This is a genomic window from Microcoleus sp. w1-18aA5 (assembly GCF_036701705.1).
Classification (GTDB): Bacteria; Cyanobacteriota; Cyanobacteriia; order Cyanobacteriales; family Microcoleaceae; genus Microcoleus.
In genome coordinates this window covers 1-17,736 of sequence record NZ_JAUPTE010000028.1, presented here as the reverse complement: position 1 = coordinate 17,736, position 17,736 = coordinate 1, and the positions used below count along the sequence as shown (strand labels likewise).

The window sequence follows — 17,736 nt, the reverse complement described above, 5'->3', positions numbered from 1 at the left end:
TCTTGTGGGGAGTAGGGGTTGGGCAGGAGATTCCGCCTATAGCAGGCTGATTGATAATGGTGCAAGATTTCAGTTTAAACTATAAAAAAAGTCCTCTTTAACTCAGATGTTGCACCATTCTCACTCAGCCTTTTGTGAACAGGCTTTCCGGCCTGTTCCACAATAAAATTTATATTTTGTGGAACAGGCCGGAAAGCCTGTTGCTGACAATGGTGCCAGATATCAGCTTTAAAGGACTTTAGCTATGAGTCTGGGGTTTGAACCCCAGGCGGACTAATTCGACATCCAACTTCTATTGCGGTGAACCAGCCGTACCCTCTGCGCCGGAGTTGCTATCAGGTACCGCCGTATCTCTAGGATTAGAATCGCTCTGGCTTTCGGTATTAGTTTGACCGCTGGTACCTGCTCCAGAAGCACCATCATCTTGAGTTGGAGATGGAGTAGCTGAACTCTCAGGTGCTGGAGTTGGTCGAGTGGAATCTGGCTCCGTCTGCGAATTCGGAACCGTAGTATTGGTATTATTTGACGGCGAAGATGGAGACGGCGCTGCTTGTTGAGCGGGTGCATCTTGCTGCTGTGAATTTGGAATTGTAATATTGATATTGGGAGCCGGACTTGGTTGAGAAGTCGGAGTTGCCTGTTGAGCGGGACTTGGTTGAGGAGTCGGCGTAGCCTTTTGAACTGGAGATTGTTGAACCGGAACCGGAACAATCTTTTGAATGATCGTTTTTTCTCTCTCTATAGTCCGAGTCGGAGCTGGTGTTGCTGAAGGCTGATTCGCTTTCGGTACAACAATCACAGGAGCAGCGGTAGGAGTAGGAGCCTCCTCACCCCGATTGAAGTAATATACACTGCCGAGAACTAAGCCTACCAAAGAAGCCAGAAGAAGCCCTAACAGTAACCCGCGACCAGCATTCTCGTTATCGCGGACTTCTTGGACTCCAACTTGGCGGTGGTTTTCGGCCATTTCACCCTGTACATAACCTTGGTGATGAGCTGCTTCTTTAGAAGCCTTACCCGTTGTACTCGGAACATTTGTAGTGGTTCGCGTTGTACTGACGTGACCGTTAGTTGCATCGGTGTGAACTTCTTGATGAATTTCACGGCTAGAGCTATTTTCTTCGTTAGGTTTCATAATTATCTTGGGCACAACTATTCAAAAAATATTTGTCTGTAGGAGATGCTCTGCTTTGAAAACTTGAGCTAAGCTGTTGAGCATTTAAATCACTTATTTTGATTTACTGTCAAAATTCAGGTGTAAGCGTTGGGTGTTTGGCTCATGAGTTTAAATGCTTAACAGCTTTTAGCTTAGGGAGTTTAGAGAACTTTTGGTTTTTCCTTCATTTGTATCCAATGTAACTCGTTAAGGTATTAACCAGGCTCTACCCTCAGAGTGATTCAGCAACGCCCCAAAGGGATAGGATTAGCCGTACTTCAACAAAGAATATCGGCTAAATGAGTTATTTATACTGCTTAGTGTGCAAGCATATAGCACTCCTAAATGAGTCGTAAAAAAATTACGACTCATTTAGGAGTGCTATATTTATAAAGCCCGTTTGTGATTGAAATGTGTTTAAGTCCGGTTAGATAGCCATAATTAAGTTTTTAGTAATAAAGACAAGTTTTTTCTCATCAATCAACAGAGGATAGTCGTACTCACTACCAACAAGCTTGATTACGGGATATTCACCGGACAGGAGCCTTACTAACAACTAAATTTTTTTTATTCTGTTCTTTCAATGATGATGGTCATGTGAGCGACTAATGCACCTATCGCTCCTACTGCTGCAATGACTGGAAACAATGCCGCACCGATTACTCCACCGACTACTCCCACTGTCAAAGGAACTTCTACTAAGATCCGTCCCTCTTCATTTTTAATAATGATGCGGCGGATATTTCCTTCGTGAATCAGTTCTTTAACTTTAGCAACCAAATCGTCGCCGTTAATTTTCACCTCCTCGACGCTAACTTTTTGCTGAGTATAAGCGGGGGTTTCTAAAGGAGTCGTTTCAAAATTAACCTCAGTAACTTTTTGGGCAGAAACTTTTTCAGATACAGGTATTGATTCGAGTTCTCTTGTCCCGACAGGTTCTTGTTCGCGATCTGTAGGTGTGTCCATTTTTTGTTCTCCTTTTAGGTAAAAGTATTTTTGTATAGAATTATATTGAAATATAACACGCAACTTTTTTTGAATCAATCATTCTTTTGGGTGATCTTGGTGCTGTTGTCGTGATTTTATGAAGGTATGATGATGAAAACTCTCTCACTCTCTCGCTTCTGGGCTTATCCCATCTGTCCCTGTCTCCTTGTGCCGTTTAGTTAACTGTCTGCTTCTGGCCATCGCACCGCCCCACCCTTGAAAAACCTCCAATCCCGACAACGAAAGGATGAGAGCGACTTTTACACTCTCAGAGACTCAGACTCAACAGGTGTACAGGTTGAAATACTGACATTGTACTGAAAGTACGATCGTCCCGCCGTGTATACAATTACCACCTCTCGTTCGGGAAACCGCACATGGAAACCGTCGCTTACTTTCCTCAAATGTCATTCCAATTTAGCTCAGTGCGATCGCCCAACCAAACCCCACCCCCGGAGGTTCCTCAAATCAACATCTTAGAGTTTCTAATGAGAATTGCCTAAAATCAAGGGGGAGGAGAAGTAATAATGATCGAAAGATTATCGCAACCAAACAAACTTCCTCAAAGTGAAGTGGAGGTTGGAGAAAAGTCGGGTAAAATACAATTATTTCCTTCTGCTTCCTCTTGATTCTCCGTCTCTGATTTTCCAGCGACAGAATTTAAATATCAAGTTGGTTGCCCGACGGTACTTTTGTGCAAATTTTTAAGGAACATTAAGCGAATGTGTGGAGCATGAGTTTTAGTTGCGATCGCACAACTTTAAGATCGGCTGGGAAAAAGTTCGTTGGTGAAGCTTTGGAGTCTCGATATGGCTAAAGTATAAGCTGCCGAACTTGACAAATAGCTCGCCATGGGGTCTCCCTGGCTTGGAGACTACCTACAATACAATATTCGGGTTGAGTGCGATCGGCATTTGTGCCAAAAAACTGACAATTGAGATTTATTAGCAATTGCCGGAAACCTGTTTTGCCTGAATTTTAAAATCGGGCGATCGGCTGCCGATTTGTCACTATTCTTGTTTTATTGTAATATAATTTTACGCAAGGGGTAATACGAAATGTACTGCCACAGGTCGCAGATGTTTATCCATCTGAACCAAATTAATGTCATCAAACATTAAAAATAGTTATGACTGTTATATTCGGATTAGTAAAATCTTGGATATATAAAACTCAATACATAGTCAGGCTTCAAAGGGGTGTCGGCTGTTAAATCAATCTAACCTGCAATATCGTTTCGGGGGACACCAGCTCGATTTAAGGCAAAAAATAATCCTGCTGAATTAACTGGATTCGAGGGAGCAGAGGAAAGTTGATGACTAAGCTATAAAAAGAGTTGAAAAAGCCTTCTAAATAGTAGGCAAGACTCCAGCAGCCAATCGCAACTGCCAATTACCAAAGGAGGGAGCAGTGTATGAAACTGACGGGTTGAGTCCCCTAAAATCGCCGCTTGGTTTGCGATCGACTCTACAGGAATTAACCCTGTACGACTTTCTCCTAGAATCTGAGTGTCCAGGGGACGAAGTTGCTAAAATTTTTCAAGCAAACCCTTTAGTTCCGGGCATCATCATCACTCAGCAAGGAAAGTTTATAGGGATGATTTCGCGGCGGCGTTATTTTGAACACATGAGCCGCCCCTACAGCTTGGAGTTATTTTCTCAACAGCCTTTGTTCATACTCTACCGCTTTACTAAAACTGATATGTTGGTTCTCGATCGCGAAACCTCAATTATGATGGCAGTGCGGCAGTCTTTGGAGCGATCGCCCGAACTAATCCACGAACCAATTGTAGTACAAGTAGAACCGGAAATTTACAAACTTTTAGACGTACACCAACTACTGCTTTCTCAGTTGCAAATTCACGAGTTATCAACCGTGGCGATGCGCGAGTCGCAAGCACAATTGAGACATCAAGCCCAACAGCTCGAACTTGCCCTGCTGGAACTTCAGCGCACTCAAACTCAACTAATTCAAACGGAGAAAATGTCTTCTTTGGGGCAGTTAGTAGCAGGAGTAGCTCACGAAATCAACAATCCGATCGGCTTTATCTACAGCAATTTGCACCACGCTAAAGAGTACACGCAAGGTTTAATGCGGATGCTCGACATCTACCGACAGCACTGTCCCGAACCCATCGCAGCAATTGAAGCGGAAGCAGAAAAAATCGAGTTCGATTATGTGCTAGAAGACTTGCCGAAAGTCTTAAATTCTATGCAGCAAGGTGCAGAAAGAGTGCGCGACATCGTTTTGTCGCTGCGTAATTTTTGCAGATTAGACGAAGCTGAAATGAAGCAGGTCAACATTCACGACGGTATCAACAACACCATTATGCTGTTGCAAAGCCAGCTTAAAGGGAAACCGGGGCAGGAGGCGATCGAAATTTACAAAGAATACAGCGACTTGCCGCTGGTGCAGTGCTATCCCGGACAGCTCAATCAGGTATTTATGAATATTTTACTTAATGCAATTTACGCTCTTGTTGAGTCTAATAAACACGAAATTTTTGATAAAAAAAGCGCGAATAAGTCGCAATCAGGCGAAGAAAAGCAGTTTAGTACAAAGACTCAATCATCAGTTTCTAAGTCTACCCGCCTGATTCCTACGATTCGGATTCGCACAGAGTTAATTGAGAAAAAAAAGGTAATAATTAAAATTTCTGACAACGGCCCGGGGATGACAGAAGATGTTCGGAAGCGGTTGTTTGACCCTTTCTTTACTACTAAGCCGGTCGGCCAAGGAACGGGTTTGGGACTGTCGATTAGCTATGAAATTGTTGTCAACCAACACGGCGGCACATTGAAGTGCTTTTCGGAACCGGGAAAAGGAGCAGAATTTGCGATCGAAATTCCGCTTCAACAGTCTTCCCTAGCACAGATTTTGCCTCGCTTTGCGTGATATGGCAGAAGGAAGTTCGGCAACGAGCAATGTACGGGATGTGACGGATGTAACGGATGTCAGTCCGAAGGAAGTCTGAAGAAGGAATAAGGAAGAATGAAGAAGGAAGAAGGAAGAAGCAATAAAAGTTAGGAACTCGGCTGTTGAAATCGCTTCTTGTCAAACTTTCGTTCCTCTGGGTTGAGAGTAAAGAATAAGGCCCGTCGGCTACCGCGAACCTTTGCAAACCCACTTCCACAAAGGATGACTCGGCCCCTGTTGGCGAATGCGGCGAACTTGTTGTTCCAAACCCTGTTTTTCCCGCAGGGGCAATCCTCGCACCATATTGCGACTTTGCCAAGTTAGCACTCCCAAAGTCATCCCCAAGCACAAACCTAAACCGAGAGTGGGCCAGCGATGAAAAGATAAACCATAGCGCACTGCTGCCCAAGTGAAGTGTTCTAACCACAAAGCGATTTCGTGGCGCAAACCCCAAATGCTCAAAGAACCTACGCTAATCCATAGCAATATCACTGTTAACCAGCGGCCGTAAACTGTTAGTTTGTGAAGCCTTTGGACTTCAATTTGAAAAGTTTGGTCAGTAGTCATTTGTTATTTGTTATTTGTTATATTATGTCCGGTCGATTACCCCTAATAAGCTAGAGGCGAGTTCACGAAAAATATCTGCCAATAATTGACAATCTCCAAAACCAGCCCTTTTAATCGCTCGATCGGACATGATATTATTTGTCATTTGTCATTTGTTATTTGTCATTTGTCATTTGTTATTTGTTATTAATGATTTATTATTAGTCAGTCAACAGTTAACCGTCAACAGTTAACCGTTAACAGTCAACTAAACTTCCTCTGACTGGTTGATTCCTTCTGCGGGGACGGGGATGGAGTGACCGGTGCGACTGCGCCACCAAGCTAGCAGCGTGCTGGCAACGAAAATACTCGAATACGCACCCGCAATAAAACCGACAATCAATGCTAAAGCAAAGTATTTGAGGGTTTCGCCGCCAAACAAAAAGATTGAAAACAATGTCAGCAGCGTGGTAAACGTCGTGTTAATTGACCTTCCCAGCGTCTGCATTACCGCATCATCGACAATTTGATCGATCGACTGTCCCGGATTTAGCTTGATTACTTCGCGCACGCGATCGTAAATTACCACTGTATCGTTAACAGAAAAACCGATAATTGTCAAGAGAGCGACCACAAATAAGCTGTCAACTTCCACTCCTTGAACTAAACCCAAAAACGAGAAAACACCAAGAGTAACCAACACGTCGTGGAATAGAGCAACGAAAGCAAAAAAGGCATAATCCAACTGAAACCGGAACGTTAGATATACCGTAATTCCAGCAAAGGAAAGGAATAAAGCCAACAATCCCGAAGTAAATAATTGTTTACCGAGGGTAGGCCCAACCGTATCGATTTGAGTAGATTGAGGAGAAAAAGTGCCTATTTTTTCGCTCAAAGCTGTTTGCAAATTAGTCCGCTGTTCGACATCCAAAGTTTTTGTTCGCAGCGACAAACCGCGCTGTTCTTTGCCGATAACTTGAATGCTGCTACCGGCCAAACCTTGGGTGTCCAGGACTTGGCGGACAGCAGCAAGATCGATGGGTTTACAATTTCCCGGTTTCGTGCAGTCGAGTTCAAATTGTAGCCGAGTGCCACCGATAAAGTCCAAACTGGGGCGCAGTGGTGCGCGGATGTCGGGACGAGTCCAAGAAATCGCCATCGACACTATACCTGCGAGGATTATAGCGGCGGAAATACTCCACCAGAGCGATCGATATTTGATTACACTAAATTTCATAATTTGAAGGAAGAGGGAAGAAGGAAGAAGGAAGAAGGAAGAAGGAAGAAGGAAGAGGAAAGAAGGAAGAGGAAAGAAGGAAGAGGAAAGAAGGAAGAGGAAGGAAAGAAGGAAGAAAAACTTCTCAATGTAGAGTGGGCAATGCGTACCTTACCGAGTGCGTACCTTACGTAGTCTGTTAACAGTCAACAGTCAACCGTCAACCGTCAACCGTCAACCGTCAACAGTTAACTATTAGCAGTTTTCGACAAATCGGGACAGAACCACTGAGGTTTCCGCAATGCTGGAAAGCTCAATACTACGAACAGCAGAGTGCGGCTGCAAGTGAGCGCAGTAAACATACTCACTACTACGCCCAATCCCAGAGTTACAGCAAACCCTTTAACTAAACCTGCGCCTAACCAAAACAAAGCAGCACAAGCAATAACTGTTGTGACATTGCCGTCTAAAATGCTGGAAAAAGCGCGGTAAAAACCCGATTCGACCGATCGATAAAGCGATTTCCCCGCCCGCAACTCTTCCCGCGTGCGCTCAAAAATCAGCACGTTAGCATCCACGGCCATCCCGATGCTGAGTACAAAACCAGCAATTCCCGGCAGCGTTAATGTCACTCCCAAAAGCACAAAAGCTGCCCAAGTTAACAGAGCATAAATTAACAGCGCTATATTGGCAATTACGCCGGGGAGTCGATAGTAGGCAACCATGAAAATCAAGACTAAAATCAAGCCGCCGATACCTGCGTTAATACTGCTTTGAATGCTGTCTTTACCCAAGCTAGCGCCAACAGTACGGTTTTCGACAATTTCGACTGGCACAGGCAAAGCACCACCGCGCAATTGCACTGCCAAATCGTTGGCTTCTTGCGTTGTAAAGTTGCCTTGAATTACGGCACTTCCACCAGTAATTCCTGTCTGGGCAAATTCAACGCCGACGACTGGAGAACTGATCATTCTTTCATCTAGGAAAATACCGATACTGCGTCCGGTGCCTGCTAAATTTTTAGTAAGTTGGGCAAAGAGTTCGCCTCCTTTGGTATCGAAAACAAGAGCAACGTTCCAGTTGTTCCCAGAGGCCAAGGGTTGAGGTTGAGCGTCTTTGAGGTTTTCGCCACCGAGTCCGCTGCTTTTGAAGAGTTTGGCGATCGCCTCATTGCTTCTTTTCAAAGCAGCCTGATTTTCTTTAATTGCTGCCTCATTAGGGCTGGTTTTCAATTCTGCTTGTTTGACCAGCAATTCCTGCTGCAACTGCCTTTCAATGCCTAATTGTGCTTCTGTTCCAGGCAGTTGTTCCAGAAATTCTAGCTTTGCCGTGCCGCCCAAAACTCGTTCTGCTTGCTGCGGGTCATTTACTCCGGGCAACTGCACGAGAATTTGGTCTTCTCCTACTGTTTGGACTAATGCTTCGGAAACTCCCAAACCGTTGACGCGGTTTTCGACAATCCGCCGCACTGCTTCTAACATTCCCGGGTCAATTTTGGGAATTGTGGGCGTAGTTTTTACTTGAATTGTGAGTTGCGACCCTCCTTGCAAGTCTAATCCCAGCCGCGTCGGAATTGTTACTATTACAGTAATAGCGGCGATGATTAAAACAAAAATTAGGGCTAATAGGGAACGTTGTTTTTGCATATTTAATTATTAGTCATTGGTGAGTTGGCAGTTGTCAGTTGGCAGTTGTCAGTTGGCAGATTTTAGTCATCAGTCATCAGTCATCAGTCAACAGTCAACAGTCAACAGTCAACCAATGACTACTGACTAATCACTATTTATACTCGCAAAGCTACCATTTTTTGGACTGCCTCGACAATTTGATTGGGCTGGACAATGGTGAGTCTTTCCAAATTGCCGTTGTAAGGTGTGGGAATATCTTGTGAAGACAGGCGCAAAACCGGTGCGTCGAGTTCGTCAAAAAATCGATCGCTAATCGAAGCAATGAGTTCAGCACCAATGCCTCCTGTTTTCATGCACTCCTCTACAATGATTACTTTGTGAGTTTTGCGAATGGATTCGCCAATTGTCTCCATGTCCAGGGGTTTGAGAGAAATTAGGTCGATTACTTCTGGATCGTAACCTTCTTTTAGCAGTGCGGGCACGGCTTGCAAGACGTGGTGCCGCATCCGGGAATAAGTCACGATTGTGACATCTTTGCCCGATCGCACTATTTCTGCCTTGTCCAGCGGCACTAAATATTCTGTTTCTGGCAAATTTTCTTTGAGGTTGTAAAGAAGAACGTGCTCGAAAAATAGAACGGGGTTATCGTCGCGGATGGCTGATTTTAAGAGTCCTTTGGCGTTGTAGGGAGTCGAACAGGCGACTATTTTCAAACCCGGTACTGCTTGGAAATATGCTTCTAACCGCTGGGAGTGTTCCGCGCCGAGTTGCCGGCCCACGCCACCGGGCCCACGAATTACCATTGGCATTTTGAAGTTGCCGCCCGATGTGTAGCGCAGCATTCCGGCATTGTTGGAAATTTGGTTGAAGGCCAGCAGCAAAAAGCCCATGTTCATGCCTTCGATGACCGGCCTCAGTCCCGTCATTGCTGCGCCTACAGCCAGGCCTGTAAAGCTATTTTCGGCGATCGGGGTGTCGAGCACTCTAAGTTCGCCGTATTTGTTGTAGAGGTCTTTGGTGACTTTGTAGGAACCGCCGTATTGGCCTACGTCTTCGCCGAGTACGAATACGGAGGAGTCGCGGGCCATTTCTTCGTCTAACGCCTCGCGGAGGGCGTTGAACAATAAGGTTTCTGCCATAGGAGGTGAAGCAATGATTGCAGGAGGGTCAGATTAGAATCTTAACCTTTTGGGGGTGTCGATCTAGGAGTCGATCGCAAATTCGGCAGTTAAAACCTGAGATTTTGCCCATCTTTATCATAACATTTGTATTATGTCAATGAATATTTAAGTTAAAATAATACTAACTTGCCTGCCCACAGCAGAGGAATATTATGCTCCAGACAAAAACTCAACTAACTCTGGAAGAGTTTTTCGCTCTTCCCGAAGGAGAAGGCGATATTACCTACGAACTTATTGACGAGCAAGCAGTACCGAAGATGTCACCTAAAAAATTTCATTCTCGCCTCACCCGAAGCCTAATAAAACTCCTCGAACAGTGGGGTGAGGAACGGGGAGAAATTGGTGTAGAATGGGCGGTAAGATTAACCAGACTGGGGCGAGACTGGGTGCCAGTTCCAGACCTTTTATATGTTTCTTACGAACGCTTATCTCCCGACTGGAATCAAGATGAAGCCTGTCCTGTAGTCCCCGAATTAGTCATAGAAATTATTTCACCCGAACAAACTTTCGGTCAGTTAGCTGCTAAAGCGAGAGATTATTTAGATGCTAAGGTTTTGCGGGTTTGGGTAGTAGATAGCAAGGCGAGAAGCATTACAGTTTTTTACCCCGATGCAGCACCGCAGACTTATATGGGAGATACCCTATTAACAGATCCACTGTTTGATGGATTAGAATTTACGGCGTCACAGCTATTTCAAATGGCAAAAATACCATAAACTTTTTTGGGATGAGTATGTGTTAGTTCACAAGGTATTCCATTGTTCAAGAGTAATTTCCCTTTCTATAATCTCCTCGGCCTCTCGAATCATCATCCGTAGCTGAGGAACAGAATACTCATCATTAGAGGGAATCGTTAAGCGATACTCCTGATAAATCATAAACTGGTGCTTACTTCCAGAAAAAGGGCCAGAAAAGCCTAGCTGTTGTAATTTCTGGATGAACTCTCGACGCTTACAAGGTGTCCAACGGCTCAAGGCTAGGCTCCTGATTTAAATCAATATTGTCAATGACGGGCATTCGATGTCGCAATTTCAACCCTAGCAAAATCCAGTCTTCCAAAGTTGATCGCAACTCATTTTGACACTCTTTTAAAGTTGAACCAAAGGCGATGACTCCCTTGCAAACAGGAATTTTCCCAACAAAGCTACGATCTTCAAGTTTGTCATACATAGCCTCAGCCATTGCTTTGTCAACGTATTCGCTCAGAATGAATTTTACAGCCATTGAGTTTCCTTTTGCTTGTCGAGTATTGGAATCTCCTTCACAGTTACATCCATTATATTTGTTTTTGTCAAGCTCCGGCATTTAGATTTCAGAAAAATGTTTTTGCAATAAATTGTGAATAAATCGATAGCGCCGATCGCCCGTTTTTTGCAGCAACAAGCGATCGGTCGCAGCATCGAGAAAACGCCTGTAATCCCAAGGAATGTAGCCCTTAAACCACAAGACCAGGCGCAATATAAAACTTTCAATCCCCGGAATTCCCGGCAACAAAGCACTAATTACCGCAGCAACAGCACCCGCAATTATTCCCCAAATCGACCCGGAGACTAAGGTGGCAATTAATCCCAAAATCACCCAAATCAGCCCGCCAAGCAGCTTAACTCCAAACTGATACTTGCGCCGTTCCTCCTCTGTTTGCAGCCAGCTAGAGGGTATGCGATCGAGGTAAAATTCTTGAATTCCTTGCTGTTCCATCCTTCTGGCCAACCATCCCAGCCAGTGGCGAATTTGTTCGGGCCGCAGTTCCTTACCTCTGGGATACTGCTTGACTTGCCCGGTCATTTGATGGCGAATATAGGCAGTTAACAGATATTTGCGCTGTTCTTCTGCGGAAGTTATGCGCTTCCAAGCTTCAATTAAAATATCGTCGTAAGCCAGAGCCATCATGCTCAAAAGCAAGGGAACTTTTGCCAATTTTAACAACTCCGGCTCGTGTTCAATGCTGTACCAAAGTTCGCGGCTTCTGGCTTCTAGCAGATAATTTTGAATTTGAGTTTCTCTTAAAGGTTTCAACAAAACTGCTGCTTGCAGGCGAAATCTAGTTTCGCAGTTTTTGTAAGCTTCAAAACTGCTGCAAGCTACTAAATGTTTGGGTTTAAATTCGCTTTCCACAAACTGATTGATTGCTTGAATGCAGCTATTTTGGCGGTGGGTTTCTACTTCGTCTAAGCCGTCGAGGAGAGGCAGCAATTGTTGTTCGGCAAGCCATTTTTTGCCCACTGCAGGAGAGATGCCGTATTTGAACTGAAGTTGAGCAATTAACCAATCGGCGATCGCCCCGGATTCTGCTTTCCACGATCCGAGTTCAAACAGCACTGGTACTGGCAAGCTAGCATCTTTTTGGGCGCGGGAAACTAACACGCGAGCTAATTCTAGCAGCGTCGTAGTTTTGCCTGCACCCGTGGCTCCCAAAATTACCAATTTGCCGCCGGCGCGATCGAACACTTTAGCCATGCTTGCTTTGGGAGGAAGCCGAAAACTCGGACGGTTGCCCGCTTTCACTTCCACATCCCAACAGCGGTTAACACCCGTTGGCGACGAGTCTTGACTGAGGTTAGCCAGTACAGCGGCGTGCAAAGACTGCGCGAGCCCTGCTTGGACTTCCTGCTTCACCTTTTCCAACAATCGATCGCGAGGCGGTTGTAATCTTAGAGGAATCAATTTTGACATTTTATGTACCTCGCGCTGAACGCTGACCTTCGCAAATTTGCGCGCAAATAACCCAGAGCAAGATTACCATCAGTATAGGCGTCCAGTATATATTGACTCAAATTATTGCGACAATTATGGATCTGAAATTTTATCTAAAAATCCTGACCAAAAATTTCTTGATGGTACCCGCCACGTGATTTATCCGTGGAATCAATCCAAAATCTCAAATCTAAAATCCTCAAGCCCCCGAATTTATCTCGTGCAAGTCAATCCAAAATCCAAAATCTCAAATCTAAAATCGAATGACCCTGTGGGCAGCACTAGGTATTTCCACTGTAAATTAACTGGCGATCGCCCCAACTCCCAAACAAAAATTATTAGTATAGATACAGAGAGGGTTTTTTATGTCATTTACGAAGGCTCAGATCATCACAGTAAGCTTAGCAGGAGTGGCAACAGCGGTGGGAGTGGCTGTTGCCACTATACAGTCGGGTGCGATGAAACAATCCGATCTTCCCCTTGCTGAATCGCCCGCATCCACCAGAAACCAGATTGCAGGGCCGACGAACAACCCTGAATCTCGGCAACCAAAATCTCTGCAAGCACAAACCCCGGCTGGAGAATCTCCGGAATCGCCACCCCAACCGGCAAAAACCCCGGCTGTTCAATCCTCGCTAGTTGCAGAAGCCTCTGGGCCAAAAGTTGAGCCAGTAGTTGTCACACCGCCAAATTCGGGTTGCAAAATCAGTATGGCTGTAGTCAGCGATCCGAATCCACCGCTAAATGTGCGATCAATCCCGCAAGTAAGGGGCAGCAACATAGTAGGAAAACTTAAAAATAATACCTTTGTTTCAGTCGCCGAAGAACAAAACGGTTGGCTGCGAATTACCGATCCACCCGGTTGGATTGCCAAAAACCGCACCGAAAGCAGTTGTTCTAACGTCAACCAGCAGATTAGTTTTCGGCCAGGAGGAGATAATGCGATCGTCAAAGGTCGAATTATTGGTGGTGGCAGCCATTCTTACCGGATTCGCGCCCGAAAAGGTCAAACAATGACTGTTAGGAATCGGAAAGATGTTTTCCCGCAAATTATAACTCCTAGCGGCAAACTTTTAGCCGGAGATCCTTATCAAGGCAATGAAACAGAGTGGAGTGGAAAAGTGCCAGTAACAGGCAATTACACATTACAATTAGACTCGAATTTCCGAGGATACGAATACGAATTTTCGGTAAAATTGCGATAATTTTCCTGATATAGGTAGGGATACGGCACTGCCGTGCCCTACCTGTATCTGCGACTATTAATAAATAGTATAATTAAGGAATAGCCCCCAGCGAGATATCAAGAATCGCAAATTTCTGCCAATCTTCCGAATCAAAGTGCCACCATTCAGTTGTGATACTCATCAATCCGTGTTTTTTCATTGCATCCTTAAGCACTTGACGATTTTTCCGAGATTCGGCGCTGCCGCCTTGATAATCTCCGTGAGCTTTTTCGGTAAAATCATCGTAAGGTGTAGGCATTTCTAATTCTTTGCCAGTGCGATCGACTAAAGTCAAATCAATAGCAGCACCGCGATTGTGCCGCGAACCCCTAGCAGGATTAGCAACATAGCGCGGATCTGGCCAAGCTTGCCACATTTGTTTAGTCACAGAGAAAGGTCTGTAGCAATCGTAAACTTTCAAACCCAATCCAATTTTTTCCAAATCTGTTTGAACTAGCCCTAACTGTTGAGCAACAGAACTTCTCAAGGCGCATTTCGATATAGGGTAAAGCTTTCGTTTCAAAAAATTGTTAGTAGTGGCGTATCGGATATCGAGGCGAATGTTGGGATTTACGGTGCGGATGTCAACCAGTCGTGCCGAAGGGGGAAGTTGACTCATGAAAATACTTTCAGGTACTACTGGGTTTGATTCTGGTTGGGTAATTTGCACTTGTGGCGGCTCCTGGGCGCGGACAAATGTTATATGGTGCAGACCGATCGCACATAGCAACACTAGCATAAATGCGATTAAGTATTTTCCAAAACGATTAAATTTCATAGCTGTTGGGATTGTGAGTGTTAAAAAGTAGATTGAGGTCGTTTTTCTATGCTATAACCAATATTATGATGTCACCGTGACAGCAAGGGGAGCTATGAAAACTGCAATTTCACTTCCAGATTTAGTTTTTGAAGAAGCCGAGGCTTTGGCTAGTCAGTTAGGGTTATCACGCAGTGAGCTTTATACAAAAGCATTGCAGGCGTATCTGCGGCGACACAACCGCGAGCGAATTTTGAGCAAACTAAATCAAGTCTATTCTGAAGAGTCCTCTGAACTAGATCCAGTCTTGGCAAAAATGCAATTTATGTCCTTACCCCATGAGGATTGGTAATGTATCGCGGAGAAATTTGGTGGGCAAACTTACCCTCTCCAATTGCTTCAGAACCTGGATATCGTCGTCCCGTCTTAATTGTTCAGGATAATACTTTTACTCAGAGTCGGATTAGCACTGTAATCGTCGTCATCATTACTTCTAATCTGCGGTTAGCGGAAGCACCAGGTAATGTCTCGTTACCGAGTAAAGCCACAGGTTTACCCAAGGACTCTGTGGCTAATATTTCTCAGCTTTTTACTGTGGACAAAACGTTTTTAATTGAGTGCATTGGCACAATACCACAGGATTTACAGGAAGAAATAGATGAAGGATTACGATCCATCTTGTATCTTTAGTAGGAAATTCAAAAAATTTTTAAATTCCCAAGCGCTGATAGACTAAATCTAAGTGCCTCAATTGATACTGCGGATCGAAACAATCATCAATTTCTTTGGTCGTCATCTTAGCTGTTACCCGATCGTCCTTAGCAATTAAATTGTAGAAATTGCCGCCCGGTTTGTTCCAAGCTTCGTGAGCACAAGATTGCACAATTTTGTAGGCGTCTTCGCGACTGGTGCCTTTTTCTACTAAGGCTAACATCACGCGCTGGCTGAAGATGACTCCGCCGTAAAGGTTCATGTTTCGCTTCATATTTTCAGGATAGACTAGCAGGTGTTTTACTAAGTCTGTGGTTTCTACTAACATGAAGTGAGTTACTGTAGAACTGTCGGGCAAAATCATCCGTTCTACGGAACTGTGAGAGATGTCTCGTTCGTGCCAAAGCGCTACGTTTTCTAAGGCTGCGACGGCGTTGGCGCGGACGATTCTCGCCATTCCTGTCAGTCTTTCCGATCGAATTGGGTTGCGTTTGTGCGGCATGGCGGATGAGCCTTTTTGCCCTTTGGAAAAGAATTCTTCGACTTCGAGAACGTCGGTGCGTTGCAGGTTGCGAATTTCTACTGCAAAACGCTCGATCGATGCTGCTAAAAGTGCTAAGGTTTGGACGTATTCGGCGTGTCGATCGCGCGAAATGACTTGAGTGGATGCGGTATCGGGTTCGAGTCCGAGGTTTTGACAGGCGATCGCTTCTATTCGCGGATCGATATTAGCATAGGTTCCGACTGCGCCGGAGATTTTGCCGACTGCTATGGACGATCGCAAATTCACTAATCGGGCGCGGCTGCGAAAGACTTCTGCCAGCCATCCTGCTAGTTTAAAGCCAAAGGTGATGGGTTCGGCGTGAATTCCGTGCGATCGGCCAACCATGACGGTATTGCGATGCTGTTGAGCCTGATAGCGAATAGCTTGACTCAATTCTTCGACACGTTCTAACAAGATATTGACGCTGGCAACTAATTGCAGCGCCAAAGCGGTATCGAGCACATCGGAACTGGTTAAGCCGAGGTGAATGTAGCGGCCGGCATCGCCTACATATTCGTTGACATTTGTCAAGAATGCGATCATGTCGTGGCGGACTTCGGCTTCAATTTCGAGGACTCGTTTCGGGTCAAAATTAGCCTTAGCTTTGATTTCTTCGACTGCGGCGGCGGGGATGTAGCCGAGTTCGGCTTGAGCTTCGCAGACAGCGATTTCTACTTGCAGCCAGGTTTTCAGTTTGGCGGTTTCAGTCCAGATGTTGCCCATTTCGGGCAAAGTGTAGCGCTCTATCACGGTGGGAGTTGGGGAATGCGATCGTCTTATTGTACATCTGTGTGGGGGTGCAAGAGCCAAGGAGCCCAGAAACCGGGTTTTTGGAGAAAATACTTCGTTCTTGTCGGCAGATTCGGTAAAAACCCGATTTCTGATTCTGTGTGCGATATTCTTTACCGATCGCCGATTATTAAGTTAAAGCCTATTCAACCGATCGCTTTACCACAATCTTTGTACTGGGTAGCTGTCAAATACAGCATCAATACTTAAGATAGGCATTTGAGTCACAACGGCTTGAGCAATTAAGAGTCTATCGAATGGATCGCGATGAGCATTTGGCAATGTGTCTAATGCAAAAATATGAGCTAGCTCGATCGGCAAAATTTGCAATCCATTGACTTGCTGCTGGCGTTCTATCAATTCAGTTAAGGACACGTTCAGTGTTAACTTCCCAAGCTGAAGCTTAATTTGCATTTCCCAAATACTAACCAAGCTCGTAAATAAAGTATGAGTGGGATCGGTGATAATATTCGTCGCTTGTTGCGATAAGTTTTGGGGAGAGATCGCCAGCCAAATCAAGACGTGGGTATCCAGCAAAATATTCATGCTTCACCCAACCAAAACGCATCAGAAAGTGGCTCGTTAAAATCCTCACTCATCCAGCCCATCCCTTGATGCAGGCCCAAAACCCGTTGTTGCCCAGGAGGAGGTTCAGCTTCAACTGAAGTGTTTTCGGGGTTCGATCGCATCTGTCGTTCCAGCAAAAACTCTGCAAAAGTTAACAGAAGCTGCTGATTTTCCGGGAGTAAGTGTTGTAACTTGCCTAGCAAATCTTCCAAAAGTTCGATCGTTTGAGAAGTCATCTTTTTCCCCTCAATGTTGGCGATAGTGTCATTATCCGTTATTTTTGGGCGATCGATGCTCATCTTGAAACAAAAGCACCATTGATTTCAACACTTGCTACTGGCCGAAAACCAGCTTGCAATAAACCTTTTTCTAGTTTTTTACTGTTTTTTATCTGATGTTACCCATTTCGGGCAGAGTGTAGCGCTCTATCACGGTGGGAGTTGGGGAATGCGATCGTCCTATTGTACCTCTGCGCGGCATCCGTCTTGAGTCGGGATGGGGAATTTCGGGCGATCGAACTGTCCCCTTTGGGAATTTGAATATTTCGTTTGTTTCGGATATTGCGTTTAGGGCACGGTAAGTGTTATCGTGAAGGAAACAACCAAGTATATGCTGGCCAAATACTTACATACCCTTCCAGCAATGGCTGTACAGGTTTTCCGCGATCGCAGATTCTGTCTGCTGACCAATAAAACGGGGTCTGGTATAATCAGCGGTTTAAACCGCTGATTATACCAACTTATAAGTAGGTCGGCGCAAAAAAACCGAACTATGTTAAGATAAGTAAACAAAGAGAATATATCTACTGAGGTAACTAA

The 17,736-nt window shown here is 44.9% G+C and carries 19 protein-coding genes; 7 read left to right on the top strand and 12 right to left on the bottom strand.

From position 1 onward, the window contains the following. Window positions 1-292: 292 nt before the first annotated feature. A complete protein-coding gene (locus Q5691_RS12495) occupies window positions 293-1,135 on the bottom strand; it encodes a hypothetical protein (RefSeq protein WP_333345044.1) in 843 nt (280 codons plus the stop codon). Window positions 1,136-1,723: 588 nt separating this feature from the next. Continuing rightward, a complete protein-coding gene (locus Q5691_RS12490) occupies window positions 1,724-2,122 on the bottom strand; it encodes a DUF4342 domain-containing protein (protein WP_015175606.1) in 399 nt (132 codons plus the stop codon). A gap of 398 nt (window positions 2,123-2,520) precedes the next feature. On the opposite strand from Q5691_RS12490, the gene Q5691_RS12485 reads away from it, so the two are divergent. Together Q5691_RS12485 and Q5691_RS12480 are read left to right on the top strand one after the other, a co-directional pair. Continuing rightward, the gene (locus tag Q5691_RS12485) at window positions 2,521-2,646 is read left to right on the top strand and encodes a hypothetical protein (RefSeq protein ID WP_333169341.1); all 126 of its coding nucleotides are present in this window, start codon (window positions 2,521-2,523) and stop codon (window positions 2,644-2,646) included. Window positions 2,647-3,553: 907 nt separating this feature from the next. Then, window positions 3,554-5,038, top strand: a complete 1,485-nt coding sequence (locus Q5691_RS12480; RefSeq protein WP_333211057.1) for an ATP-binding protein — start codon at window positions 3,554-3,556, stop codon at window positions 5,036-5,038. 207 nt (window positions 5,039-5,245) lie between these two features. Here the strand turns inward: Q5691_RS12480 and Q5691_RS12475 are convergent, their stop codons facing one another. Next, window positions 5,246-5,626 (bottom strand): hypothetical protein, encoded by a 381-nt coding sequence (locus Q5691_RS12475; RefSeq protein ID WP_333211055.1) that lies wholly within the window; start codon window positions 5,624-5,626, stop codon window positions 5,246-5,248. Window positions 5,627-5,873: 247 nt separating this feature from the next. Beyond that, window positions 5,874-6,842 (bottom strand): protein translocase subunit SecF, encoded by a 969-nt coding sequence (secF, locus tag Q5691_RS12470; RefSeq protein ID WP_333345042.1) that lies wholly within the window; start codon window positions 6,840-6,842, stop codon window positions 5,874-5,876. Window positions 6,843-6,845: 3 nt separating this feature from the next. Between secF and Q5691_RS12465 the strand changes: the two genes are divergently transcribed. Beyond that, on the top strand, window positions 6,846-7,016 hold the full coding sequence (locus tag Q5691_RS12465; RefSeq protein ID WP_333345040.1) for a hypothetical protein: 171 nt from the start codon (window positions 6,846-6,848) through the stop codon (window positions 7,014-7,016). Between the two features lie 53 nt (window positions 7,017-7,069). Here the strand turns inward: Q5691_RS12465 and secD are convergent, their stop codons facing one another. After that, window positions 7,070-8,467, bottom strand: coding sequence for a protein translocase subunit SecD (gene secD / locus Q5691_RS12460; protein ID WP_333345038.1), 1,398 nt, complete (start codon window positions 8,465-8,467; stop codon window positions 7,070-7,072). A 137-nt stretch (window positions 8,468-8,604) separates the two neighbouring features. Next, window positions 8,605-9,588, bottom strand: coding sequence for an alpha-ketoacid dehydrogenase subunit beta (locus tag Q5691_RS12455; protein ID WP_333345036.1), 984 nt, complete (start codon window positions 9,586-9,588; stop codon window positions 8,605-8,607). A gap of 194 nt (window positions 9,589-9,782) precedes the next feature. Here Q5691_RS12455 and Q5691_RS12450 point away from each other — a divergent pair, with 194 nt between their 5' ends. Next, window positions 9,783-10,346 (top strand): Uma2 family endonuclease, encoded by a 564-nt coding sequence (locus Q5691_RS12450; RefSeq protein ID WP_333211045.1) that lies wholly within the window; start codon window positions 9,783-9,785, stop codon window positions 10,344-10,346. Between the two features lie 235 nt (window positions 10,347-10,581). Here Q5691_RS12450 and Q5691_RS12445 read toward each other — a convergent pair whose 3' ends face one another. Together Q5691_RS12445 and Q5691_RS12440 are read right to left on the bottom strand one after the other, a co-directional pair. Then, a complete protein-coding gene (locus tag Q5691_RS12445; RefSeq protein WP_333211043.1) occupies window positions 10,582-10,854 on the bottom strand; it encodes a type II toxin-antitoxin system HicB family antitoxin in 273 nt (90 codons plus the stop codon). Window positions 10,855-10,935: 81 nt separating this feature from the next. Then, the gene (locus Q5691_RS12440; RefSeq protein ID WP_333345034.1) at window positions 10,936-12,303 is read right to left on the bottom strand and encodes an NACHT domain-containing protein; all 1,368 of its coding nucleotides are present in this window, start codon (window positions 12,301-12,303) and stop codon (window positions 10,936-10,938) included. A 386-nt stretch (window positions 12,304-12,689) separates the two neighbouring features. Between Q5691_RS12440 and Q5691_RS12435 the strand changes: the two genes are divergently transcribed. After that, entirely contained in the window at window positions 12,690-13,529 is an 840-nt protein-coding gene (locus Q5691_RS12435; protein ID WP_333308523.1) for an SH3 domain-containing protein, read from the top strand. Between the two features lie 73 nt (window positions 13,530-13,602). On the opposite strand, the gene Q5691_RS12430 is transcribed toward Q5691_RS12435, so the two are convergent. Continuing rightward, the gene (locus Q5691_RS12430; RefSeq protein WP_333211038.1) at window positions 13,603-14,328 is read right to left on the bottom strand and encodes a M15 family metallopeptidase; all 726 of its coding nucleotides are present in this window, start codon (window positions 14,326-14,328) and stop codon (window positions 13,603-13,605) included. A gap of 94 nt (window positions 14,329-14,422) precedes the next feature. On the opposite strand from Q5691_RS12430, the gene Q5691_RS12425 reads away from it, so the two are divergent. Both Q5691_RS12425 and Q5691_RS12420 read left to right on the top strand, forming a co-directional pair. After that, the gene (locus tag Q5691_RS12425; RefSeq protein ID WP_333236631.1) at window positions 14,423-14,659 is read left to right on the top strand and encodes a hypothetical protein; all 237 of its coding nucleotides are present in this window, start codon (window positions 14,423-14,425) and stop codon (window positions 14,657-14,659) included. Further along, on the top strand, window positions 14,659-14,997 hold the full coding sequence (locus tag Q5691_RS12420) for a type II toxin-antitoxin system PemK/MazF family toxin (protein WP_333308525.1): 339 nt from the start codon (window positions 14,659-14,661) through the stop codon (window positions 14,995-14,997). The genes Q5691_RS12425 and Q5691_RS12420 overlap by 1 nt, the downstream gene beginning before the upstream one ends. 19 nt (window positions 14,998-15,016) lie before the next feature. Here Q5691_RS12420 and purB read toward each other — a convergent pair whose 3' ends face one another. The 3 genes from purB to Q5691_RS12405 form a co-directional block, all read right to left on the bottom strand. After that, on the bottom strand, window positions 15,017-16,312 hold the full coding sequence (gene purB / locus Q5691_RS12415; RefSeq protein ID WP_333345032.1) for an adenylosuccinate lyase: 1,296 nt from the start codon (window positions 16,310-16,312) through the stop codon (window positions 15,017-15,019). Between the two features lie 198 nt (window positions 16,313-16,510). Then, the gene (locus Q5691_RS12410) at window positions 16,511-16,897 is read right to left on the bottom strand and encodes a type II toxin-antitoxin system VapC family toxin (RefSeq protein ID WP_333308529.1); all 387 of its coding nucleotides are present in this window, start codon (window positions 16,895-16,897) and stop codon (window positions 16,511-16,513) included. Continuing rightward, complete coding sequence (locus Q5691_RS12405) at window positions 16,894-17,154, bottom strand: DUF2281 domain-containing protein (RefSeq protein ID WP_333211029.1); 261 nt, start codon at window positions 17,152-17,154, stop codon at window positions 16,894-16,896. The genes Q5691_RS12410 and Q5691_RS12405 overlap by 4 nt, the downstream gene beginning before the upstream one ends. Between the last annotated feature and the right edge of the window lie 582 nt (window positions 17,155-17,736).